This window comes from Gemmatimonadota bacterium (genome assembly GCA_009841265.1).
Taxonomy (GTDB): Bacteria; JAAXHH01; JAAXHH01; order JAAXHH01; family JAAXHH01; genus JAAXHH01.
Genome location: VXMB01000009.1, coordinates 125,780 through 149,887, shown reverse-complemented (window position 1 = coordinate 149,887; position 24,108 = coordinate 125,780). Strand labels below are relative to the sequence as shown.

The 24,108-nt window shown below is 62.8% G+C and carries 18 protein-coding genes; 9 read left to right on the top strand and 9 right to left on the bottom strand.

The genetic code is table 11. The annotated features are described in order from the left end of the window. Positions 1-18 precede the first annotated feature (18 nt). From F4X08_05620 to F4X08_05600, 5 genes are read left to right on the top strand one after another with little or no spacing between them, the layout of a single operon-like run. Entirely contained in the window at positions 19-1,278 is a 1,260-nt protein-coding gene (locus F4X08_05620) for a mandelate racemase/muconate lactonizing enzyme family protein (protein MYD25271.1), read from the top strand. Positions 1,279-1,305: 27 nt separating this feature from the next. Continuing rightward, positions 1,306-2,337, top strand: coding sequence for a phytanoyl-CoA dioxygenase family protein (locus tag F4X08_05615; GenBank protein ID MYD25270.1), 1,032 nt, complete (start codon positions 1,306-1,308; stop codon positions 2,335-2,337). A 32-nt stretch (positions 2,338-2,369) separates the two neighbouring features. After that, entirely contained in the window at positions 2,370-3,101 is a 732-nt protein-coding gene (locus F4X08_05610) for a phytanoyl-CoA dioxygenase family protein (protein MYD25269.1), read from the top strand. Beyond that, on the top strand, positions 3,028-3,843 hold the full coding sequence (locus F4X08_05605; protein ID MYD25268.1) for a hypothetical protein: 816 nt from the start codon (positions 3,028-3,030) through the stop codon (positions 3,841-3,843). The genes F4X08_05610 and F4X08_05605 overlap by 74 nt, the downstream gene beginning before the upstream one ends. A 35-nt stretch (positions 3,844-3,878) precedes the next feature. Continuing rightward, positions 3,879-4,694, top strand: coding sequence for a creatininase family protein (locus tag F4X08_05600; protein MYD25267.1), 816 nt, complete (start codon positions 3,879-3,881; stop codon positions 4,692-4,694). Positions 4,695-4,748: 54 nt separating this feature from the next. Here the strand turns inward: F4X08_05600 and F4X08_05595 are convergent, their stop codons facing one another. The 3 genes from F4X08_05595 to F4X08_05585 form a co-directional block, all read right to left on the bottom strand. Then, positions 4,749-5,582, bottom strand: coding sequence for a glucose 1-dehydrogenase (locus F4X08_05595; protein ID MYD25266.1), 834 nt, complete (start codon positions 5,580-5,582; stop codon positions 4,749-4,751). Beyond that, positions 5,536-6,804 carry an L-seryl-tRNA(Sec) selenium transferase gene (locus F4X08_05590; protein MYD25265.1) on the bottom strand — a complete coding sequence of 423 codons (1,269 nt, stop codon included), beginning with the start codon at positions 6,802-6,804 and terminating at the stop codon, positions 5,536-5,538. Before F4X08_05590 ends, F4X08_05595 begins: the two co-directional genes overlap by 47 nt. An 82-nt stretch (positions 6,805-6,886) precedes the next feature. Further along, positions 6,887-7,480, bottom strand: coding sequence for an N-acetylmuramoyl-L-alanine amidase (locus tag F4X08_05585; GenBank protein MYD25264.1), 594 nt, complete (start codon positions 7,478-7,480; stop codon positions 6,887-6,889). Between the two features lie 192 nt (positions 7,481-7,672). Between F4X08_05585 and F4X08_05580 the strand changes: the two genes are divergently transcribed. Both F4X08_05580 and F4X08_05575 read left to right on the top strand, forming a co-directional pair. Next, the gene (locus F4X08_05580; protein ID MYD25263.1) at positions 7,673-11,233 is read left to right on the top strand and encodes an indolepyruvate ferredoxin oxidoreductase family protein; all 3,561 of its coding nucleotides are present in this window, start codon (positions 7,673-7,675) and stop codon (positions 11,231-11,233) included. A 39-nt stretch (positions 11,234-11,272) separates the two neighbouring features. Then, the gene (locus F4X08_05575) at positions 11,273-12,382 is read left to right on the top strand and encodes an acyltransferase family protein (protein MYD25262.1); all 1,110 of its coding nucleotides are present in this window, start codon (positions 11,273-11,275) and stop codon (positions 12,380-12,382) included. A 172-nt stretch (positions 12,383-12,554) separates the two neighbouring features. On the opposite strand, the gene F4X08_05570 is transcribed toward F4X08_05575, so the two are convergent. The 4 genes from F4X08_05570 to F4X08_05555 all read right to left on the bottom strand — a co-directional run bounded on the left by F4X08_05570 (position 12,555) and on the right by F4X08_05555 (position 18,873). Next, a complete protein-coding gene (locus F4X08_05570; GenBank protein MYD25261.1) occupies positions 12,555-13,769 on the bottom strand; it encodes an aminotransferase class I/II-fold pyridoxal phosphate-dependent enzyme in 1,215 nt (404 codons plus the stop codon). A 44-nt stretch (positions 13,770-13,813) separates the two neighbouring features. Further along, positions 13,814-15,028 carry an aminotransferase class I/II-fold pyridoxal phosphate-dependent enzyme gene (locus F4X08_05565; GenBank protein ID MYD25260.1) on the bottom strand — a complete coding sequence of 405 codons (1,215 nt, stop codon included), beginning with the start codon at positions 15,026-15,028 and terminating at the stop codon, positions 13,814-13,816. A gap of 290 nt (positions 15,029-15,318) precedes the next feature. Beyond that, the gene (locus F4X08_05560; protein ID MYD25259.1) at positions 15,319-16,365 is read right to left on the bottom strand and encodes a glycosyltransferase; all 1,047 of its coding nucleotides are present in this window, start codon (positions 16,363-16,365) and stop codon (positions 15,319-15,321) included. 66 nt (positions 16,366-16,431) lie between these two features. Then, complete coding sequence (locus F4X08_05555; GenBank protein ID MYD25258.1) at positions 16,432-18,873, bottom strand: leucine--tRNA ligase; 2,442 nt, start codon at positions 18,871-18,873, stop codon at positions 16,432-16,434. A 220-nt stretch (positions 18,874-19,093) separates the two neighbouring features. Between F4X08_05555 and F4X08_05550 the strand changes: the two genes are divergently transcribed. Next, a complete protein-coding gene (locus F4X08_05550; GenBank protein MYD25257.1) occupies positions 19,094-20,542 on the top strand; it encodes a hypothetical protein in 1,449 nt (482 codons plus the stop codon). Here the strand turns inward: F4X08_05550 and F4X08_05545 are convergent. Then, positions 20,490-21,863 carry an APC family permease gene (locus F4X08_05545; protein MYD25256.1) on the bottom strand — a complete coding sequence of 458 codons (1,374 nt, stop codon included), beginning with the start codon at positions 21,861-21,863 and terminating at the stop codon, positions 20,490-20,492. The two genes, F4X08_05550 and F4X08_05545, sit on opposite strands and share 53 nt — an antisense overlap. A 215-nt stretch (positions 21,864-22,078) precedes the next feature. Between F4X08_05545 and F4X08_05540 the strand changes: the two genes are divergently transcribed. Next, complete coding sequence (locus F4X08_05540) at positions 22,079-23,245, top strand: phosphoribosylaminoimidazolecarboxamide formyltransferase (protein MYD25255.1); 1,167 nt, start codon at positions 22,079-22,081, stop codon at positions 23,243-23,245. A 21-nt stretch (positions 23,246-23,266) separates the two neighbouring features. Here the strand turns inward: F4X08_05540 and F4X08_05535 are convergent, their stop codons facing one another. Continuing rightward, a complete protein-coding gene (locus F4X08_05535; protein MYD25254.1) occupies positions 23,267-24,004 on the bottom strand; it encodes a glycerophosphodiester phosphodiesterase in 738 nt (245 codons plus the stop codon). Between the last annotated feature and the right edge of the window lie 104 nt (positions 24,005-24,108).

The following is a 24,108-nucleotide window of genomic DNA, read 5'->3' as shown; positions in this document are numbered from 1 at the left end:
GAGAAACGGATTGAACCTGTGCCAGAAACACCGGAAACAGCGATCAACGTCCACACCGCTTCCCGTCCTGGCGCACTGCGCATCACCGACCTGCGCACCGTGACGATCGGCGCATCAACGATCATCAGGCTCGATACCAACCAGGACATCCACGGCCTCGGAGAGGTGCGGGACGGCGCCAGCAAGACCTACGCCCTGGCCCTCAAGTCGCGCGTCCTGGGCGAAAACCCCTGCGACGTCGACAGGATCTTCAGGAAGATCCGCCAGTTCGGCCACCACGCCCGGCAGGCCGGCGGCGTCTGCGCCATCGAGATGGCTCTCATGGACCTCGCAGGCAAGGCCTACGGCGTGCCGGCCTATCAACTCGCGGGCGGCAAATTCCGAGACCGCGTTCGAATCTACTGCGATACCACGTCGACCCCGGATGCCGAAGAGATGGGGCGCCGCCTGAAGGAACGCATGGACTGGGGGTTCACCTTCCTGAAAATGGACGTGGGCATCGGCCTTTTGAAGAACATTCCCGGTACCCTGTCGGCCCCCGCCGGGATGCTGGACACCCTGCACGTCATGCATCCCTTCACGGGCATCAGGCTGACGGATAAGGGCATCGGCCTGCTGTCGGACTATGTGGCCGGGGTACGCGACATCGTCGGGTACGAGATCCCGCTGGCCGTCGACCACTTCGGGCACATCGGCGTGGAGGACTGCATCCGACTGGGCAAGGCGCTGGACCGGTACAACCTGGCCTGGTACGAGGATATGGTCCCGTGGCAGCTCACCGAGCAGTACGTCCGCCTGCGCGACGCCTGCGACACGCCGATCTGCACGGGCGAGGATATCTATCTCAGGGAAGGGTTCATGGAACTCTTCGAAAAACGGGCCATATCCGTGTGCCATCCCGACCTGGCCACTTCGGGCGGAATACTGGAAACCAAGAAGATCGGCGATACGGCCCAGGAATACGGTATTTCCATGGCGCTGCACATGTCCGCCATGCCCGTCGCCCAGATGGCCAGCGTGCACTGCGCCGCGGCCACGGAGAACTTCATCGCCCTGGAGCACCACCACGTGGACGTGCCCTGGTGGGACGACCTGGTGACCGGTCTGCCGAAACCGTCGGTCAGGGACGGATACATGACGGTGCCGGACGCGCCGGGCCTGGGGATCGAGCTGAACGAAGAGGCCATACGCGAGCACGTCAGTGAGAAGGATCCCGGTTACTTCGAACCCACCGACGAGTGGAACGCGTTACGGTCTCACGACCGCCTGTGGAGTTGATCGTCCGATGGACGGAAGGAGTAAACGATGACTATTCCCGCTGTCCAGGCCGCGCCAGACCCCTTTGAACCTGAACCTTACCTGGCGCTCACCGAATCGCAGCGGCAACAATTCGACGAAGACGGCTTCATCCTGATCGAGGACGCCCTCTCGCCGGACCATGTCGACCGGTTGATCGGCGTCGTCGAAGAGCTTAACGAAAAACACCGCAAGTCGCATGGGACCGCTCCGGACGCCGCGTACCAGATCCGCAATGCCCTGGCCCACCACGATGAGCTCTTCGCGTTGATCGAATATCCGAAGATCCTGCCGATGGTCGTGGACGTCATGGGCGTCAACATCCAGATCCGGACTTCTCACGTGGACGTCCGGCCGCCCATGAAAGACCACGTGGAGGGTGAGCTGGGGGCGGCGGGCGGATTCTTCCCCTGGCACTCCGACGCACCCAACTACGGCTACCCGGTCACGAACGGCATCGTCCCTTTCTTAGAGGTCAAGGTCGGGTACTACCTCACCGATCTCACCGAGCACAACAGCGGCGCCATCTGCGTCGTGCGCGGCAGCCACCACCGTTCGCCTAATCTGATTCACGATCCGGATTACCACATCGACCCGGCGGACATCGTCGAGGTGAACGTCCGTCCGGGGACCGCCATGGTCTGGCGCACGGCCCTGTGGCATTGCCTGACGCCCAACCTGTCCGACCACTCCCGGAAGTGCCTCTACTACGGTTACAATTACCGCTGGGCGCGACCCGGAGATTACGACCGCCAGGACGCCGGACTGCTGGCCCGGTGCACGCCGGTTCAGCGGCAGCTGCTGGGCTCCAATACCACGGAGGATGGCGTAGTCTACCAGGACGGCGACCCGGCCCATCCAGCTTCCAGGTACTGGCGCCCCGAACCCGGTGATGTGCCCCTGGAAGCATGGGCGGAAGGACAGATGAAGAAAAAGAGAGCCAGGGAATGGAGGCGATGGAAGAGAAGGAACAGGCTGCCCTTCGGCGCGGTGGGATCGCCGGTTGTGGCGGAGGGTGATCAACCAGGGGCCCTGGAGTAAGCATGCGTTAGACGAGGGTTCAGGAGGTATCCATGAACGAAGCCGAGATCTTCGAATTCGACCTCAACGGTTACATCATGTACCGGAATGTACTGACCCCGGACCAGGTCGACCATATGAACGGGGTGCTCGATCAGCACCTCACCGATGAATCCTACAATTTCCGTTTCCTTGAACTCGACCCCATGTTCATGGAGGTCATGGCCCTGCCCCGGACGCTGAACATCCTTAAAACGATGATCGGTGGATGGATGCGCCTGGACCACGCTTACGGGCTCCAGATGGATACGCGCTCCGAAGAGCGGGACGATGTAAGGCCAAACCTCCACGGCGGACCGCTGGAAGACAACGGCGAACACCACTACCAGTGGTTCAACGGAAAGATGTACAACGGGCTGACTGTCGTCATGTATGCGCTCAAAGACGTCAACCCCGGCGACGGCGGCTTCATCTGCGTGCCGGGGAGCCACAAGACCAACATGGACTTCAAGCCGGCGGTGGACTCGCACATCGTCGTTAATCCAACCTTCAAGGCCGGCGATATGCTGATCTTCACGGAAGCACTGGTCCACGGGACCGACACGTGGACCTCGCCTGACAAGCGGCGTTCACTGCTGTACAAGTACTCTCCAGGACATTCCACGTGGGCCATACCGGAGAACTGGGAGAAACTGCAGGCGCTCGCCGCCAATGACCTGCAGCGCGACCTGCTCAGAGCGCCCAGCATCGAGGGCCGGACGCCGGTGGAAATCCCGGATGCGTGAGGAGAAATCCATGACTGAAGCCGAGATCTTCGAATTCGACCTCAACGGATACATTGTCTATAAGGACATGCTGACCAGGGACCAGGTCGACCACATGAACGGGATCCTGGACAGTCACCTCCCTGAAGAGACCCACGGTTTCGATTTTCTCCTGCTCGATCCGGTTTTCATGGAACTCATGGCTCATCCCCCTACGCTGCGTATCATCCGCACGATGATCGGACAATGGCTGCGGCTGGACCACGCTTACGGGCTTCAGATGGACCGGCAGTCCGTGGAGCGGGGTCACGTGCGGCCGAACCTTCACGGCGGCCTCAGACATGACCACGGTGAGCACCAGTACCAGTGGTTCGACGGGCAGATGTACAACGGCCTGATCGTGGTCATGTACGCTTTGGAGGACGTCCATCCCGGCGACGGAGGACTCATCTGCGTCCCGGGCAGTCACAAGGCCAACTTCCGTTACCGCCCGCCCGTGGATTCCCACCTCGTCGCGAACCCGTCCTTCATGGCGGGGGACATGCTCATCTTCACCGAAGCACTGGTCCACGGCACCACCACGTGGACTTCCGACCAGCGGCGGCGCGCCTTGCTGTACAAGTACTCTCCCGGTTATTCTTCCTGGGCGACCGTCGAACGGCTGGACGAAGCGCGCGAAATGGCCGCCAACGACCTGCAGCGCGACCTGCTGCGCCCGCCCAGCGTCGGCAAACGGACACCTTTAGAAATTCCTGAAGCGTGAGTAATGCCGCAGCGCCTAATCACAGGAGAAAAGAAATGAACGTGCGGGAAGAATACCGTTACAACCGGTTGACCTGGGAGGACATGAACGAGGCGATCGGCATGCAGAAGGTGGTGGTCCTGCCCACGGGTTCCACTGAGCAGCACGGCAAGCACCTTCCGCTGGACACGGACGCCTTTCTCGTCGAATCGGTCTGCCATGAACTGGGTCGGCGCATCCCCGACCGCGTCCTCGTCCTGCCCACGGTTTCCTACGGACTGAACCTGCACCATATCGATTTCCCGGGCACGATCCATATCGAGCCCGAGGTTTTCATCGCTTTCTGCCTGAACATCACCAAGAGCGTGGCCTACCACGGCTTCGAGAAGATCCTGATCGTAAACGGCCATGGCTCGAACGCACCGATGATCGACCTGATTGCCAGGAAGACGGTACTTGCCACGGAGTCGTTGTGTTTTGCCGCCAACTACTTCACTTTCCTGATCGACGCATTCAACGAGGTGAAGGAATCGGAGGTATTGGCCCATGCGGACGAACTGGAGACGTCCCTGTACCTTCATCTGGCCGGCGATCGCGTAAAGATGGACAAGGCCGCGCCGGACATGGACCGAGTGGGGAAGTACTTCTCCTCCGACAGCACCGGAACCGTGCGATTCAATGATTTCTGGGGTAGATGGACGGGCCTGGGGGTCCACGGCGACCCGACGCCGGCGACGGCCGAGAAGGGCAAGATCATCTTCGACGCGTCCGTGGAAGGCCTGATCGAACTGGTCGACGATATCGAGAAGTGGCCGATCGAGCAGCGCAGCGATCAGCACACCGGGCCGGTGCAGAAGGGAATAAGGTGGTGAAACCGTATAGTAGCCGATCGTCTCGCCCGGCTGGAATCTGGCCGCTGCGGCCGGCTAGTAGCCCAGGAATCCCCCGTCCACCAGCCACGTAGCCCCGGTAACGAAACTCGCCTCGTCGCTGGCCAGGAACACGGCCACGCGGCCGATTTCCTCCGGCGTTCCCCGGCGGTCCAGCGGTGTATCCCGGAAGAACCTTCCTGTAGCGCCCCGCCCTACCGCGTCTTCCCTCGGCCGATCGCTTTGCTCCGTGTGTATATCGCCCGGCGCGATGCTGTTTACGCGGATGCCGTGGACCGCCAGTTCGATGGCCGCGGACTTGGTGAGGCCGTCCATTCCCGCCTTGCTGGCACAGTATGCGGAGGCGCCTTCCTGCGCGGCGAACTGGGCGACGGACGAAATGTTAATGATGGAACCGCCCGCTCCGCTGTCGATCATCCGGCGGGCCGCCTCCTGCGTTCCGATGAACGCGCCGGTCAGGTTGATGTCGAGGACGCTGCGCCAGTGTTCGTCCGTCTCCTCCATGAAGGGCCGCAGCTCCAGGGACTTTCCCGTCAGCGCGGCATTGTTGACCATCACGTCCACGGGCCCGAGCAACGATTCCGCCTGGTCCAGCAGGGCGGCGACGTCCTCTCTTCGGCGCACGTCGCACCGTTGCGCCTGAACGGCGAAGCCCTCGTCCCGGAAGCGTGCGGCCTCGCGCTCGGCGATTTCGATCCGGCGCTGGGCGATCATCACGGCGGCTCCTGCTTCGAGACAGCATCTGGCGATACCGAGACCGATGCCGGTGCCGCCTCCGGTGACGACCACGACTTTGCCTTTCAATCGTTCGCTCATAATCGCTTCAATCCTCGCTCCGTGACGCGTCCTCGCTCGGTGACGCGTCTTCATCCATCAGATCCGAGATTTCGCCGGCCGCGGATTCGACCACCGGGAATGCCCGTTCCTCCAGCGTACGCAGGTCGAGCAGGAAACGATCTCCCGACAGCCGGCCGAATACGGGCGGCGACTGCCGTCTGAACGCGGCGGCGAGTTGCCGGTTCGTCCAACCTTCGGGCCGAAGCGCCACGACGCGGGACGGGAGTTGCTGGACCGGAAGGGCGCCGCCGCCGATCTCCGCGGAGGATTCCTCCACGGTCACGTCGACGCGATGCGCAAAACGGCCCGCGAGACCTTCAGCGAGTCGATGCGCCCTGGATTCGAGTTCCCCGGCCGAAGCGGCGATCATACCCGTAACCGCATGGCCATCGGCAAGCCTGTCCGGATCGGTAAACAACTGCAGGGTGGCCTGCAGGGCGGCGTAGACCATCTTGTCCGCGCGGAAGGCCCGCATCAGCGGATCCTTCTTCATCCGGTCGAGGAGATCCCTCCGGCCCGCGATGATTCCGGCCTGCGGCCCGCCCAGCAGCTTATCACCGCTGAAGCAGACCACGTCGACGTCCTGGTCGAGCGCTTCCCGCACCGTGTATCCGCTGTCCAGGCCGTGCTGACCGTACGCTGCCAGATCGATCAGGGCGCCGCTTCCCTGGTCGTACACGACCGGTATGTCCCGATCGCGGCCCAGCGACGCCAGTTCGTCGAGAGGCACCGAGACGTCCATGCCGGCGAGGTCGAAGTTGCTCCGGTGGACGGCCATGATGAGGGCCGTCCGATCCGAGATGGCCGCACGGTAGTCGTCCGGTTCGGTGTGATTGGCCGCTCCCACCCCTACGAGTCGGGCTCCGCCCGCGGCCATGACGTCCGGCATGCGGAAGGACCCTCCGATTTCCACCAGTTGTCCCCGGGAGATGATGACTTCGCGGTCCCGCGCCAGGGCGTGCAGGATCAGCATGACCGCGGCGGCGTTGTTGTTCACCACGATGGCCGATTCCGCTCCGGTCAAGGCGCACAGCAGCCCGGAAACCAGGTCGTGGCGCGAACCTCGCTTGCCCGTCTCGGCATTGATCTCCAGCGTGCAGTATCCCTCGATCGCGTCGGCCACGGCCCGCCGCGCCGCATCGGACAGCACGGCCCGTCCCAGACCGGTGTGGAGGATCACGCCCGTGCCGTTTACGGCGGGTGTCAACGCGCCGGCCGGAAGGCCTGCTGCGGATGTATTAACCTGGGCTGGCATATGATGATTAGATTAAGGTGGTCCGCTCAGTTATGGTCCATGCCGCCGATGGAAGCCGGGCTTCGGGTGTCAACATTCCTGGCTACCATCGGCCGGCGATCACTTGCGACATCCGCGCCTTGAATGCACTCCAGGGGAACGCGGGTCCTGGATCGATCTTGCGATCCGGCGCGATGTCGCTGTGGCGCACTATGTGGTCCAGGGGGATCCGGTAGCGTTCGACGAGCCGACCGGACAGCGATTCGACCTGCTCGACCTGGCCGGACGGATACGACGCCCACCAGTCGCCCCCGGCCGAAACGGGCGATGGACCGCAGTAAGGCGTCCCGTAGTCCTCAGGCCAGCAGTAGTAACTCCCGTCTTTTTTCTCCAGCCGCCCCCAGTTCACGATCTCGATGCCCAGCGACCAGCGGTTGCAGCCTTCCCGCCCCCGCCATGCGCTGGTCCCGCAGTGCCAGGCGCAGTCTTCGTCGCGGACCATCTGCAGTACGGCGCCGTCGAGTCCCACGATGTAATGGCAGCTGACACGCCGCTCCGGGTCCTGAAAGATCGCGATGCAGTCTTCCAGCGAAGGACCGTCAGTAAAGTGAAGCACCAGCATATCGATCGGCGCGTCTTCACGGCTAGATGCATAGAGGGCCGGGATAAACGGTATATCTGCAGCGGCATTAGACATGTCAGGCACGTGTCCTTCCGGGGGTTCTTTTTGTCCCTCGATCGTTCCCTGAAACTTATAGAAACGCCCGCCGCAAGGCAATCCGTTTCACCACGTTCCGTGGTCGCGGCGGCCACCCGCGTCGGTTGACACGAACCACCCCACCGAGTATACTGATGCCATGATCCTGAAGCGCACTACACCCGTTTTCAGATGCCTCGCGACCAGGCAGGTCCGGCCTTGACCACCGACGCCATTCCAGCGCCCTCGCTGCAGGACCGATACCTCAAAAACCGCGGTCCGGTCTTTCTTACCGGCATACATGCCATCGTCCGCTTCCTGCTGGACAAGCAGCGGCGTGACGCCCTTTCCGGCGGTACGGTGCGGCGCAGCTTCATGGCCGGTTACGAAGGCTCGCCCCTCGGCGGCCTCGACCTCGAACTCCGGCAACAGGCCGCTCTGCTCAGTGAAGCGGCGCCGTTCGTACACCAGGCGGCGGTCAACGAGAAGACGGCGGCGGCGGCGGTGCACGGCAGCCAGTACGAAGGAAACGTGGACGGGTTCTGGTACGGCAAGGCCCATGGCGTGAAATGGGCCCTGGACGAATTCAGCCTCGCCAACATCGCGGGGACGGGAAAAGACAGCGGCGTCGTCCTGTTCTGCGGGGACGACCACATGGCGAAGAGTTCCGGATACCCCGCCAGCAGCGAACAGGCCCTGCGCGACGCGCGTATTCCCGTCTTCTACCCTTCGACGGTCTCCGAGGTCATCACCTATGGGCACCACGCGCTGGCGCTCAGCAGGTACGCCGGGGTCCTCTGCGGGATGAAACTCGTTACGCCCATCTGCGACGGCGCCGAAACGGTGGACGCAAACCCAGAACTTCCCAGCGTAACGCTGCCGCCGGGACCGGCTGGACGGCCCTACGAAAAGCGCTTCCACCAGGTGGTCATCTCCACCCAGTCCATCCCCTTCGAAGAAGAGCTGACCACGGTGCGCCTGGGAATCGCCGCCGAGTACGCCCGGGTGAACGGGATCGACACGGTCGATAGCCTGGGATCGGACAGTCCCCTCGGTATCGTCGCGACGGGAAAGAGCTACACAGACATCGTCCAGGCGCTTCGAATGCTGAACCTGGAGGACCAGGTTCCGATCCTGAAGCTGGGGGTGATCTATCCGGTCAATCCGCGTACGATCCGGGAGTTCGCAGTACACCTGAAGACCGTGGTGGTCGTGGAGGAAAAGGGGCCCTTCGTGGAAGAAGCGGTAGCCCATGCGCTCCTCGGCACCGGCGTAGAACATGTCTACGGAAAGCAAGGTCCGGACGACCGCCCGCTCATTCCCGCATACGGAGAGTTGAATCCCGACCTGCTCACAATTCTGCTCGGGCCGATGCTGCAGGAGATCTTCCCGTCGGCGCCCATTTACGACCGCTTGGAGGAACTGAACGCAATCGCGGAACGAGACCCGGGCTCCTTCGCCCGGCGCACCGCCCATTACTGTCCCGGATGTCCCCACAGCGTATCGGCCCGTGCGCCGGAAGGGGAGGTCGCGGGCGGAGAAATCGGCTGCTCTTCGCTGGACGCCTACATCGAGGCGGACGGCCGGGGTGTGCGTTGGATACCCACCATGGGCCTTGGCGGCGCCATCTACAATGGCATGTTCCCGTTCAATGAGAACCGGCACCTGTTCCAGAACATCGGCGACGGCACGGTGCTCCACAGCGGCCTGATCACCATATTCAGCTCCATTTCCCACGGCGCCAACATCACATATAAAGTCCTCTGGAACCACGTGGTGGCCATGACCGGCGGCCAGGACATCACCGGGCAGCCCACGCTGGACGACTTCGCGCTGATCCTGCTGGGCATGGGCGTGCAGGATGTAACGGTCGTCAGCAAGTTTCCGCAGCGGGTATCGCTCAAACGCGCCCGGGCCGCGTTGAAATCGGGCCAGCACTTGCTGCTCGAACCGCGGGATCGGCTCGAATCCGCCCAGGAGAGCCTTTCGCGAAAGCCCGGCGTAAAGGTGCTGATCTACGACCAGGAATGCGCCACGGAACACCGTCGGCGCCGCAAGCGTCAACATCTCGCCCCCGAACGGTACGTCTTCATTCACGAACGGGTGTGCGAAGGATGCGGCGACTGCGGACAGCAGTCCATGTGTCTCGCGCTCGAACCAACGGAAACGGAGTTCGGCCCCAAGACCGCCATACTCCAGTCGGCCTGCAACCAGGACCTGTCCTGCCTGAAGGGCGACTGCCCTTCCTTCCTCTCCGTCGAACCGGTCGGAGACTGCAAGCCTTTGAAACCGGAACACCCGTTACTGGACGAATCGGAGCTCGCAGCACCCGCCGCAAGGGCGACGATTGATGGAGAATACTCGATTCATCTCATCGGGATCGGCGGCACGGGCGTCGTGACCGTCGCCCACTTGCTGGCCGTCGCGGCGCTTTTCGACGGGAAGAAGGTGAGCGAGATGAACCGCACGGGGCTGGCGCAGAAGGGTGGTCCCGTGGAATCGCCCATCGTCCTGGGAGACGGCGAGGTCCCCCCTTCCAGCTATATACCCGCCGGGCGGTGCGATCTCTACCTGGCGGCGGATATCGCCGGCGCGGTAAATCCCCTGAACCTTCAGGCCGCCGCCGCGCACCGGACGGTGGCCGTGGTGAGCCGGTCCGGCGTCCCGACCGCGCAAATGGTATACGATCCCCAGGTGCCCGGCGCCGACGTCCCGGCCATGGAGGCGCTTATCGAAGCACACACCCGATCGGAGGACAATATCTTCATCGATGCGCAGGACTACGCGATGAAGCTCTTCGGGAATCACATCGTGGCCAACGTGTTTCTCCTCGGCGTCGCCAACCAGGCCGGGCACATCCCCCTGCAGGCCGAGAGTATCGAGCGCGCCATCCGGTTGAACGGACAGGCCGTAGACCTGAACATCCAGGCCTTCCGATGGGGCCGCATGGCCGTGCACGACCGGGCCCGGCTGGACGGGGCTCTGGAGGAACCCGAACCCGATTCGGATGAACTGGTCCGCCGCTATGCGCGGTTACTCGGCCGTAAGCGGGCGCAAGCCTTCGAGGCGTTGATTGGAAGGATCCCCGTCCACCAGGAATCGTTCCGGAGGAGCTGGGTCATGCGTGTGGGAGAACTGATCGCCTTCCAGGACGCCAGGCTCGCAGAGCGGTTCGCCGACCGGATCGCACAGGTTTACGATGGGGATGAGCGAACCGGCGGACCGGACCGCGGATACCTGCTCACCACGCACGCGGCTTTCATGTTGCACAAGCTCATGGCCTACAAGGACGAGTACGAGGTGGCCCGACTGCTGACCGACCCGTCCGAACTTGGCGTCGCGGAACGGTTCGATGGTCCGGTCAGGTTGTCCTACCATCTGCATCCGCCGCTGCTTCGGGCGTGGGGACTCGATCGCAAGCTGCGGCTGGGACCCTGGTTCAGGCCCATTCTGCGTATCATGGCCCGATGCAGATTCCTTCGCGGAACCCCCTTCGACCCCTTCGGATACACCGCGGCCCGTCGGGAGGAACGTGCGCTCGTGACCTGGTACGAATCCCTGCTGGACCAGGCCCTCGCCGTACTCACCCCGGAAAACTACCCCGAGGTATCGGAACTGTTGCGACTGCCGGACGAGATCCGCGGGTACGAGCAGGTCAAGCACCGCTCGGTGCTCAGGGTGAAGAAGAAAGCCGCCGAAATGCTTGAAACCCTCCTGCAAGGCGCGGCATCGCGCCCGGTCCGCAACCGTTAAAGCCCGCTAAGGCCCATCAAGGCCGGACAGCCATCAGAGATGCAACCAGGGAAGATGCAAATGAATGGCCGCAGTTTGCCCGCGCCGGGCAGGTTCCACGGCCTGGACGCGCTGCGCGCATTCGCCATGTTGCTCGGCATCGTGCTGCATGCCTGCCTCTTCCTCATGCCCGTCGACGACTGGCCGATCCAGGACAGGTGGGCGGACTCCCACGATTTGGAAAACAACCCGTACGCCTTTATCTTCGGCGTCATTCACGGTTTTCGCATGCCGATCTTCTACCTGATCAGCGGTTTCTTTGCCGCCATGCTCTGGCAGTCCCGGGGCCTGGACGGCCTGGCGCGCCACCGCCTGCACCGCATCGGACTCCCCCTGCTGGCGGGAATGTTGACGATCATCCCGGCGACGAACGCGTTCTTCATTCCCGTGACGCCCCTGACGTGGATGTACTCCTGGCTGTCCAGCCTCGCCCACCTCTGGTTCCTGTGGTACCTGGTCCTTATGACGGCGGTCTTCATCGCCTGCGCGAGGCTCGGCCTGCGGTTCCGCCATCCGGCCTGGTGGCTGCTCCTACCGGCCAGCATCCTTCCACAGTACCTGATGAGGGAAGGCATGATCGGTGCGGACGGATCGGCGGACTTGATCCCGATCCCCCACGTGTTCGGCTACTACCTGGTCTTCTATCTGTTCGGCGCGTTCGTCTACCAGAAGTCTATCGAAGTGCAAAAGTGGTGGTCCGCGGGCCTGGCGCCGGCCATTCTGGTGGCGATGCCCGCGGGGTACCTCCTGCTGGATCCCGAATCATTGGGGTTGGCGCCGTCGAATGCCGTCAGGTGGACCGCCGCGGTAATCGGCGCAGTCTATACCTGGCTGGCCTGTTTCGGTTTGTTGGGGCTGTTTCGGTGGATCGCGTCGAAGCAAAGATACTGGATCCGATACGTCTCGGACGCGTCTTACTGGCTGTACCTGGTCCATTTACCGCTCGTGCTCGGCGCACAGGCGCTGGCCGTGTCCTGGCCCGTCAGCGTGCATCTCAAGTTCGCGCTGATCTGCGTCGCGGTTACCAGCATCCTGCTGGCAACCTATCGTTTCGGGGTAAGGTACACTTTTGTCGGTAGGGTGCTGAACGGCCCCCGCGGCCGTCATTAGCCAGACAAGGCGCCGATACGTTCGGCATTCGTCACGCCGGGCCGGACAGATCACCAGGGATCGGGGATAAGCGGTCTCCGGACCGGGCCCGGGGTTACCCCGGGTGTGATCGCCCGGCCTCGAAAACCGTCACTTCACAGGATGGATATGTGGCGTAGGGTGGTCGGCGCCGTCAGCTGCTGACCAGGACCTTCTTCAACGCGGCAATGAAGGCCTCGTTCTCTGCCTGCAGGCCGGCGGTGACGCGCAGCCAGTTGTTCATCCGCCAGCGGCGCTTGCCGTTGCCCACGAGCACGTTGTACTCTTCGAACAGCTTTCGGGTGACCTCGTCGGCGTCCGTGCGCACGTTCACCAGCATGAAGCTGGACTGGCTGGGCACGTACTCGAGTCCCATCTCCTCGAACTGGCCGGTGAGATAGTCATGCCCGGCCCAGGCCGCCGCTCTCGCCCGGTCCTGGTAGTCCTGATCCTCTATGCAGGCCTCCGCGGCGACCACGGAGAGCGAGCTGACCCGCCCGCCCTTGTTGTCTTCGAGCTTCTCGATGACATGGGGCCGGGCAAGGCCGTAACCGATACGCAGGCCCGCCATGCCCATGATCTTCGAGAAGGTGCGGGTTACGATGACGTTCTCATGGTCCAGGATGAGCGGCGCGGCGCCGATGCGGTCCTGTGGGTTGCGGGCGAACTCGATATAGGCCTCGTCGACGAAGACCATGACGTCGGTGGGGATCTCGCTGACGAACTTCTTGAGGTCGTCGAAGGGTGCGATGATGCCCGTCGGGTTACCCGGGGAAGTGATGACGACGACGCGCGTGTCCTCGGTTATGGCCGCCTTCATGGCGTCGAGATCCTGGTGGAAGTCCGGCGTCGTGCGGACCAGTCGCGCCCGGGCGCCGTAACTCCGGGCCGTACGGACCACGCCGCCGTAACCGGGCGCGGCCTCGATCATCTGTCCGCCGTCACGCAGGTAGGCCGAGGCGATGGCGAAGAGCACTTCCGATGACCCGCACCCGAGGGTCACCCAGGGCTCGGTCCGGTCTTCGTTGTTGTTCGAAGGTATGACGACCGGCAGTCCGTGGCGCTCGGCGATCTGGCCGTAGAGCCCGCGGCCCCGGTAGTACCGGTTGAACTTGTAGACGTACTGCATGATCGCCTCGACGGCGCGGGGCGAAGGACCAATCGGGTTCTCGTTGCTGCTCAGGCGGATGAATCCCTCGGGTACCCCCCATCCCCGCACGGGCCGGACGCGGGGTCCCGCCACCATCTGCGCCGCGGCTTCGTAGCTGCCCAGGGAAGCCACCCCGGCGCCTACCGCGAGCCCCTTGAGGAACTTGCGCCTTGTGAACCCGGGAGCCGCCAGGTTCATCGCCTTTAACATGTTCGACATAACCCCGTCCTTTGATCAGATACTCGAAACGATCGAACGAACGATCAGCTACTTACCAGCACCTTCTTGAGCGCTGCCATGAAGGCCTCGTTCTCTTCCTGCAGTCCGGAAGTGACCCGCAGCCAGGTATCCATTTCCCAACGGCGCTTTCCGTTGCCGACCATCACGTTGTATTCTTCCCTCAACTTGCGGACGACTTCATCCGCATCCTTGTGCACGTTGATCAGCATGAAACTGGACTGGCTGGGTACGTACTCGATGCCCATTTCGTCGAAATTGCTGGCGAAGTACTCCTGGCCTTCCCAGGTCACCTTCCGCGCCCGGTCCTGGTAGTCATGATCCTCGATCCCCGCCACCGCGGCGTTGGTCGAAAGCATGCTCGGCCGACCGCCCTTGTTCTGATTCAGCTTCTCGATGACTTCGGGGCGCGCCAGGCCGTAGCCGACGCCGAGTCCCGCCATGCCCATGATCTTGGAGAACGTGCGAGCTACGATCACATTCGCGTGATCCAGGATCAGCGGTGCCGCGCCGACCCGGTCTTCGGGGTTCTTCGAAAACTCGATGTAGGCCTCGTCCACGAAGACGATCACGTCAGACGGGACCTCCTGGACGAACTTCCTCAGGGCGTCCGGCGGGACGAGCACGCCGGTCGGGTTACCGGGATTGGTCACGACCACCACGCGCGTATTTTCACTGATAGCAGCTTTCATGGCATCGAGGTCCTGCTGGAAATCGCTGGTCAACGGGACCCACTTCGCCGAGGCACCGTATGCTTCGGCCGTGCGGAACACGCCGGCGTAACCGGGCGAGGCCTCGACCACTTCAGCTCCGTCCCTGAGATAGGCGGACGCCACGGCGAAAAGCACCTCCGAGGAACCGCAGCCCAGGGTAACCCAGGCGTCAGGCGGCGAGAAGGTATTGGGAGGCCACTCCACCACGGGCAACCCGTGCCGCTCGGCGATCTTGGTATAGATGTCCCTGTTCCGGTTGTAGCGGTTAAAGGAGTACACGTTCTCCAGGACAGCCTCAACCGCCCGCGGCGATGGACCGATGGGCATTTCGTTTCCGCTCAGGCGCACGAGACCTTCGGGAACGCCCCACCCGCGCACGGGTCGCGCGTTGGGTCCGGAGATCATCTGTGCCACGGCCTCGTAACTGCCCAGCGATAATGCGCCTGCGCCCACCATCATGCCTCTTAGAAAGCCTCGCCTCGAAAAACCGGAAGGCGCTTCGTCTATCCTGTCCGCCCTGTCTACCATGATGAACTCCTTGAAGGAAGGTTCTGCAAAGAATTGCTCTGCAGGCCTTTGTTTTCCGCCTGTTAAATTGCGTGCGTGACGCCATGTTAAGGCGCGGCCGCGTCAGTCACGATGCTTGAAATCGGAATCCGCTGAGCGGTCAATGTAATGCGCAACGCATGAAATGACAAAGGTATTGTGAAAGTTATACAACTTCGGGGCACTCGGTATTCAGAATCGTGTCAATGGGCCGGTCCGGGCGGGCGGGGCGATCGGTCCGGTCCAGTCGATAGCGTCCACCCGTTCCGCATTCAGGCCGCGCACAGATAGTCTTCCACTTCGGAAAGGCCCGCGTCCGTGAGTGCCTGGCGTATCAGCTTACGTGCGCCCCGAGAGGACACGGCGACGATGAGCACCGGACGGCGGTAGCGGTTCCAGGTCGAAGGCAGTTCATCGGGACCGATCACCGGGGCTTCGCGCATGCGACTGCCGATCTTCCGGGGAGAAATGTCCACGAAGGCATCCACCGGACGGCCCATGCGGACGATGTGCCTGGTCAACCGGCGGCCGGTCTGGCCCGCGCCCCAGACGATCAACCCGTCCCGGTCCTGCAGCGGGCCGTTGACCAGGAAGTGCGCCTTGACGCGCAGGAAGTTCTCTACCGAGTACCGGGCGTCCGTTCGCGTCAGCCGGGACCCGTGTTCCCGCCAGTACAGCAGGACTTCCGGAACCTTGGCGAATCGCCGTCCCGCGGCGTGAAAGCGAAGCCAGAGGTCGTAATCTTCCGGCCATCCGGCGTCGCGGTATCCGCCGAGCTCCACGAGTTCGTCCCGTCGCACCATGGCCGACGGATGGGCGATCGGACTTTCTATATAGATCTCCCGGGCGATGTCTTCGGGCTCGACGAGGCTGTTGAGCCAGGCCTCGTAAACCTTCATGCCCTCACCCACTGCGCCTTCGGCGAAGATTTCCACGAGCGACCCGGCTACGCTGATATCCGACCGGGCGTCCAGCAGTGCCGACTGCCGGGCGAGACGGTCCGGGCGCATCCGGTCGTCGGCGTCCATGCGGGCGACCCACTCGCCCCGGCACCGTGATAGTCCGAGGTTCAGCGCCTCGACCAGGCCGACGCGGCCGGCTCGGACCGGCTGGATTCTCCGGTCCCCGCGGCCCCATGCCTCCAGGATCATCCCGCTGTCGTCGTCCGACCCGTCATCGACGGCGATGACCTCGAAGTCGCCCAGCGTCTGCGCGGCGATGCTCTGCAGGGTTTCGGGAAGCGTGCCGGCGGCGTTGTAGACCGGCATCAGGACGGATATGCGCGGCGTGGACATGGACGTAACAGTGTTGGTTGACACGTCGCGGACCGGACCGAGTCGGGCCGAGTTGGGCCGGGCAGCCTGGGCCGAACCGGAGCGGGCGGCCTAGCCCTTGACCACGATGTTGAGCAGCTTGTCCGGCACGAAGATGTTGCGGACCGATTCCTTGCCATCGGTCCACTGCCGTACGCGTTCGCTGGCGAGGGCGGCCTGCTCGATTTCTTCGCGGGGCGTACCGGGCGGCAGTTCAAGCCTGTCCCGAACCCGGCCGTTGATCTGGATGACGTATTCAATCGTGGCGGAAATAATCAGCGCCGGATCGTACTCCGGCCAGGGTACGTCGCAGACCATGCCCTTGTGTCCCAGGTGGGTCCACAGTTCCTGGGAGATGAAGGGCGCGAAAGGGGCGGCCAGCTGCAGCAATCGGTCGATGGCTTCGCGATGGTGTGAGGACGCGTTCTGCAGGCCGTTGAGCAGTTCCATCAGGCGCGCGATAGCCGTGTTGTATTGGAACGACGCCATGTCTCCGGTAACGTCCCGCGTCTTGCCGTGCAGCAGGGCGAGCAATTCGGGGTCCTCGACCGGCGCTTCACTGAAATCGGTCCCGGTGGCGTAGCGCCAGAGCCGGTCGTAGAACCGCCGCACGCCGTTGATGCCCGCGTCCTGGAAATCACCGCCCACCTGGTAGGGACCCAGGAACATGAGATAGGTGCGGAAGGCGTCCGCGCCGAAACGGTCCAGGTATTCGTCGGGGTTGACCACGTTCCCTTTGGATTTGCTCATCTTCGCGCCGGAACGGATGATGGTGCCGTGCGCGCGGAACTTCTTGAAGGGTTCGGAGAAGGAGACCAAACCGATGTCGTGCAGCGCCATCGTGATGAAACGGGTATACATGAGGTGCAGCACCGCGTGCTCGTTGCCCCCCACGTACATGTCCACGGGCAGCCATCGCTCCGTCATTTCCGGTTCGAAGACCACGTCCGCGCGATCCGAGCTGGGATACCGGAAAAAGTACCACGCCGAGTCCAGGAAGTTGTCGTTGACGTCGGTCTCACGGGTGGCGGGACCGCCGCACGCGGGACAGGTGGTGTTCAGGAAGGAAGGGTCGCGCGCCAGCGGGCTCCGTCCCGTTCCGTCCGGCCTGAAGTCCTCCACGTGGGGCAGGATCACAGGCAACTGATCCTCGGGGACGGGCACCACGCCGCATGCTCCGCAGTGGATCATCGGGATGGGCGGCCCCCAGTAACGCTGGCGGCTGATGCACCAGTCCCGCAGCCGGTAGTTGACCTGCCGTTTCCCGACGCCGCGGTCTTCCAGCCAGTCCGTGACCGCGCCCACGCCGACGGTGCTGTGGGTCCCGTCGAAGGGTCCGCTGTTGATCATGGTCCCCTCGCCGATATAGGCTTCCTCGAGGACGGCCGCGCCGTCGTAACCGTTCGTCGTGTCCTCCGAGCTGCTGATCACCTGCACGATGGGCAGATCGAAGGTCCGGGCGAACTCGAAGTCCCGCCCGTCATGGGCCGGCACCGCCATGATGGCGCCTGTCCCGTAGGTCATCAGTACGTAATCGGATATCCAGATCGGAATCCGGGTGTCGTTGACCGGATTGACGGCGTAGCCGCCCGTGAACACGCCGGTCTTCTCGCGGGTAACGTCCTCGCGTTCGATGGCCGTCTTCCGGCCGCTTTCTTTTACGTATTCATCGACAGCCATGCGGTGGGCTTCCGTGGTCACTACGTCGACAAAGGGGTGCTCCGGCGCCAGGACCATGTAGGTGGCGCCCCAGAGCGTATCCGGCCGCGTGGTGAACACGCTGAGCTTCTCTTCGTGATCCGCCAGCGGGAAGTCTACTTCAGCCCCTTCGCTGCGGCCGATCCACCTGCGCTGCGCGGTCTTGGTCGTCTCGGACCAGTCGATGGTCTCCAGGTTCTCCAGCAGTTGCCTGGCGTAGGCCGTGATCCGGAAGAACCACTGGCGCATGTTCCGCTGCTCCACCTGTGCGTCGCATCGCTCGCACACCCCGCCCTCGGCCTGTTCCGCCGCGAGCACGGTGTTGCAGGAGGGACACCAGGTGACCGGTGCTTCTTTCTGATAGGCCAGCCCGGCCTTGTAGAGCTGAATGAAGATCCATTGCGTCCACCGGTAGTAGTCCGGATCGGTGGACTGTACTTCGTGACGCCAGTCGAACATGGCGCCAAGGCGCTTAAACTGCCGGGTGAAATTTTCGATGTTCTCGGGGATCAGCCGTCCGGGATGGGTGTTGATCTTGAGGGCGAAGTTCTCGGAATGGATCCCGAAAGCGTCGAAGCCCATGGGCTCGAACACGTCGTATCCCTTAGCACGCATGTACCTTCCGTGGATATCCGCGCCCGTATAGGCGAACACGTTGCCCACGTGCATGCCCTCGGCGGAGGGATAGGGGAACATCATGAGGTTGTAGTAGGGATTCCGCGCCACCTCGAGGTCGACCTCGTAGGTCCCTTCCGATGTCCAGCGCTCGATCCACCGCGCCTCGACCGCCCCGTGATCGTATCTGTCGCCGTTCATTGCTTCCCCGGTTTTCTTTTCTCGAACGTTGTCCCCGGCCCCTTGCTGACCTGAGGCCGCCGGTTTCCTTTCCTCTCGTGATTTGCCCCCGTAATTTATCTATCTTGATTGTAGAAATCAAGTTACGACTTTACATTGGGTGACGGCCTGTCTTCATGACGACATGTCCTCGGGTAATGTGCAATAGAGTTCCAGTCCAAATCCATCAGAGAGGACCGCCATGCCAACCCGGAATCCCCATCTTCTGCGGGACGACCATATCCGCCGGTTCATCACGGATGGCTACGTGCAAGTCAACGACGGCCTGCCCGCGGAGTTTCACCAGGACCTGTACAGGAAGATCGAGACCGTGCTCGAGGAGGAAGGCAATCCCGGCAACAACATCCTGCCCCGGATTCCCGAAATCCATAAGGTCTTCGACCAGCCCTCCGTGCGGGGAGCGCTGACCAGTCTTCTCGGTCCCGGATACCTCATGCATCCCCATCGGTACTGCCACCTGAACAAACCGGGCAGTTCCGGCCAGCAGTGGCACAAGGACGATTACATCTTCGACCACAACGTGAGACACGCGCGTTTCCGGTGGGTGATGGCCTTCTACTATCCCCAGGACGTTAGCGCGGACATGGGGCCCACGGGCATCCTGCCCGGCAAGCAGCACCTCAACAGGATCTCCGACTGTGACGCGTCCAAAACCACAGAGTCCGCACTGGGACTGTGCGGCGCCGCCGGGACGGTTTCCATCGTCAACTTCGACTCCTGGCACCGGGCCACGCAGAACGTCAGTGGAAAGAACAGATACATGCTCAAGTTCCAGTTCACCCGGTCGCGCGAACCGGCCGGACCCGTATGGGAGAGCGGGAACGGCGGCTGGAAGCCTCAGCCGGGCGACGCGCTTCCCGCCGTATCCGAGGCGGTATGGAACTGGTTGGCGGGAGGGGCATGCGGCGAGGCTGAAGCGAAGGGGGTTTCCATCGATCGATGCATGGACGCCCTGGACGATGATGACGAACGAGTACGGCTGCAGGCCGCGTATACCTTCGGCAGGAAGGGCGAAGAAGCGGTGGAGCCGCTGGTGGAGCGACTGTGCGCGACGCGTGAGGATGAAGCCCTGGCGAGCGTGCCCAGGAACCCGGCGAATCCCGCGGGCGGCAATCCGTCGGAACTGCCCGTCGCCTATGCGTTGTCGGCCGTGGGACGTCCAGCGGTCAAGCACCTGGAAGCCCTGCTCGAAGACGATGCCTGGTGGGTACGCGCCTCCGCCGCGGACGTACTCGGCGACATCGGCCGTCCAGCGTCTGACGCCCGCCCCGCTCTGTTGCGTGCTGTTGGCGATGAGGACGCCTGGGTACGCCGAAACGCGTCCGAAGCGTTGGCGGTCCAGGGGGATTTCAGTGACGAAGACGCCCCTGCGCTTCGACACGCGCTCGGGGATGAGGACGAGCGCGTCCGGCGAAACATCGCTTTCACCCTGGCCAGACACCCGATTCAGGACGCGGACCTGGTCGATGACCTGGTCTCACGCTCGGCGGAAGACGAGGGGCGCTACGTCCGCTACTACGCCCTGGCGGCCGCGGCTCGCATGACCGCCGGCACGGACCGGGAAGGCTTTCTGGACGCTATGCTCGCCGCTCGCTGGTGCCCACTGACGACCCGGAAGAGTGCTTATTGATCCGGCGAAACAGCAGGTACAACGGGTAACTCAATACGACCACGCCAAGGGCCGTCAGGCTGATGGCCGTACCGCCCACGATGTTGCCGGCAAGGAAAGCCACGGCGCCTGCGAGGGTGAGCGCAGTCGTCCACGGGTATCCCCAGGCCCGGTACGGGCGGGGAAGATCGGGTTCCTTTCTTCTAAGGAGAAAGACGGAAAGGAACAGGATGGCGTAGTTGACCACGGTGAAGAACGCCAGGGCCTCGACCAGGCGTACGAAGCTTCCGCTGAACAGCAGGAAGACGATCGTGGCCGCCAGGCTGGCGACGAGCGCCGCCGTGGGGGTGCCGCCCCGGTTTACCCGCCGACACTGCCGGAAGAACAGGCCGTCGGTGCTCATGGCGTAGATCACGCGGGCGGCGAACATGTACCCCAGGTTGATCCCCACGATAAGGAATCCGGTCAGGAACGCCGTGATGACCGTCTCCGCCAGCGATCCCAACAAAGTCTCGACGGCCCGGCCCACGGCCAGTTCCGCCCCGACGATCTCCGACATGGGCAGCATGCGCAGCAAGGCAATGTTGATGAGCAGGTAGACCGCGATGACGATCCCGACGCCCACGAACATCGACCGGGGAATCGTACGCCCCGGATCGGCCATTTCTTCAGAAAAGTAAGCAGTAAACACCCAGCCGTCGTAAGCATAAAGCACCCCTCTCAACGCCACGATAAAGGCCATGGCCAGGGCCCATCCCGCGGGCATCGACGGCAGGGCGGCCGCCTCGCTCTCCTCACCTCCACCACCCGCCAGTACGAAACACGCGATGATAAGCACCGCGAAAACAACCGCCTTGATCATGCTCGCCGCGTTGTGAAGGCCGGTTCCCCATTTCACGCCCCGCCACTGGATCAGGGCGAAGGAGACTGCGATGGTCAGGCACAGCGAAAGGCTGTATCTCGGAATTGCGGGCGTCAGGAGATGGAGGTATTCGTTGATGACGACGATGGTCATCGCCGTTGCGCCGCACCAGTTCAGCCAGTCGGTCCATCCACTGACGAACCCGACGAAGGGGCCAAGTGACCGGTGTGCGTAGACGTAGTAGGCCCCGGCCCGCGGCAATGCGGTAGCCAGTTCGGCGGCGGAAGCCGTGCTGAACAGCACGAACACGCCCGCTCCGATCCAGGTGGCCATGTACCACCAGGGATCGGGCAACTGGGCTGCCACTTCACCCGGCGCACGCAGGATGCCGAGACTGACGATTCCTCCGAAGGTGATGGCCAGTCCCGTGATCAGGCCGAGCACGCGCAGCAGACCGCCGCGGGAAGACGCCGAAGACATGGATAGATCCTTGATTTGGAAGAATGATCAGCGATTACACCCTGATAGTTTGCCCGGCAGCACAAAGGGGATTATATTGTCCGCGCAAGTTGAAACACTATTCTTTTCGGCCAATTTCTGCGGGAACATGCAGGGAATGTGCATCAGTACCTGCCCGGAGTTTGCCCTGACTGAATCCAGGACACAGGACCATTTCAACCACAAGACATTGAACCATGGATCTTTCACTTAAATACGGACTCAATCCCCATCAACATCCCTCCAGGGTGACCTTGCCGCCGGAATCACCGTTGCGCGTGCTCAACGGAACGCCGGGTTACGTCAATATCATCGACGCCATGGGCGCATGGCAACTGGCGCGGGAACTGAAACAGGCAACCGGAGTGGCCGGAGCGGCGTCCTTCAAGCACGCCAGTCCTGCCGGGGCGGCCATCGCCGCTGAGCTCGGTGAAACGTACCTGGCCTCGCAGTTCCTGGCCGGGAAGGAGCTTTCACCTGTGGCCGCGGCTTACGTAAGGGCCCGCGGAGGCGACCGCATGTGCTCCTTCGGGGACGCGGCGGCCGTGAGCGAGGTGGTGGACCGGTCCCTGGCCAACGTGCTCAGACGGGAGGTGTCGGACCTGATCATCGCGCCGGGATACGAACCGGACGCGCTGGAAGTCCTCCGTGCGAAGAAAGGGGGCGGATACCTCGTTCTGGAGATGGACCCGGACTTCGAACCGCCCGATGTCGAGCAAAGAACGCTGTTCGGCCTCCGGTTGGAACAGCCCCGCAACGACGCGGCCATCACGCGGCAGACCTTCTCCAACATCGTCACGAACAACAAGTACGTTCCGGATTCCGCGCTCGACACCCTCGTCGTGGCGACGATCGCCCTCAAGTACACCCAGTCCAACTCCGTCTGCGTGGCCTATGACGGCCAGGTGATCGGCATGGGCGCGGGTCAGCAGTCCCGCATCCACTGCACCCGGCTGGCCTGCGACAAGGCCGACAAGTGGTTCCTGCAACAGCATCCCCGGACACTGGATCTCACGTTCCGCGAAGGGCTAAAACGCACCGAGAAGACGAACATCGTCGACCAGTACCTCCTGTGGGATCAGCTTTCCGACACGGAAGAGGCCCGCATGCTGGTTGACCTCGAAGAACGTCCCGTGCTGATCTCGCCGGATGAACGGCGGGATTGTGTTTCCCGTTTCGAGGGGATCTGCCTATCTTCGGACGCCTTCATTCCCTTCCGCGACAACATCGACCGGGCGGGGCGAAGCAACGTGCGGTACGTGGCCCAGACGGGCGGTTCTGCTGCGGATAAAGGAGTGACGGAAGCGGCCGACGAATACGGCATGGTCATGGCCCACACGGGCCTGCGGCTGTTTCTGCATTAGCACGGACGCCGATCGTTCCCGCTACACGTTTCCGCTACACGTTTCCGCGATCACCGCTTTCATCCGTTCCGGATAGTTTGTCAGGATTCCATCCACGCCCATCCCGATGAATTTCCGCATGTCTTCGGGGGTATCTGCGTAGAATACGTGAACACCCAGTCCTGATTCGTGCGCCTTCTGAACAAATTCCGGCGTGGTCATGTCCCGTCCAGGCTGCGTTGTCCGAAGCCCCAATTCCGCAGATGACCGAGTGTACTCCTCGGGGGAGCGGTTGTTCGGAAAGATCCGGCAAACTGTTCGCGGGTCGACCTCGGCGAAGATCCCCACGCTCTCATCGTTGCAGGCCAGTATGGAATCACCCATCATTCGGAATGCGCGCAGCGCTTTCGCTACCTTGCGTTCAAATTCGCCATCCGGGTTTCCACCCTCTTTGAGGTGTACATTGAGCCTCACTTTACCCCGAACGAGATCCAGCGCTTCCTCCCAGGTCGGCACACGTTCGCCCCGAAACCTTTCGCCAAACACCATTCCGGCGTCGAGCGCCCTGATCTCGGCAAGCGTGAGCTCGCCAATGGCGCCCGTACCGTCGGTTGTTCGGTCTACGGTGGCGTCGTGCATGACGACGAGATGCCCGTCCCGCGTAGAACGGAGATCGAGCTCGATCTCATCCACGCCGATATCAAGCGCCATCTGAAACGCGCGTAACGTGTTCTCGGGGTAGTTTCCCGACGCGCCACGATGGGCGACATTGGCAACCACGTGTTATTCCTTAGCCTAATGACGCAGGTATAGTTAAATAACAGTGATCAGAAAGCCCTGTTATATTAGTGATCAGATCGGTTGTATCACAACGCTTTCGTAAC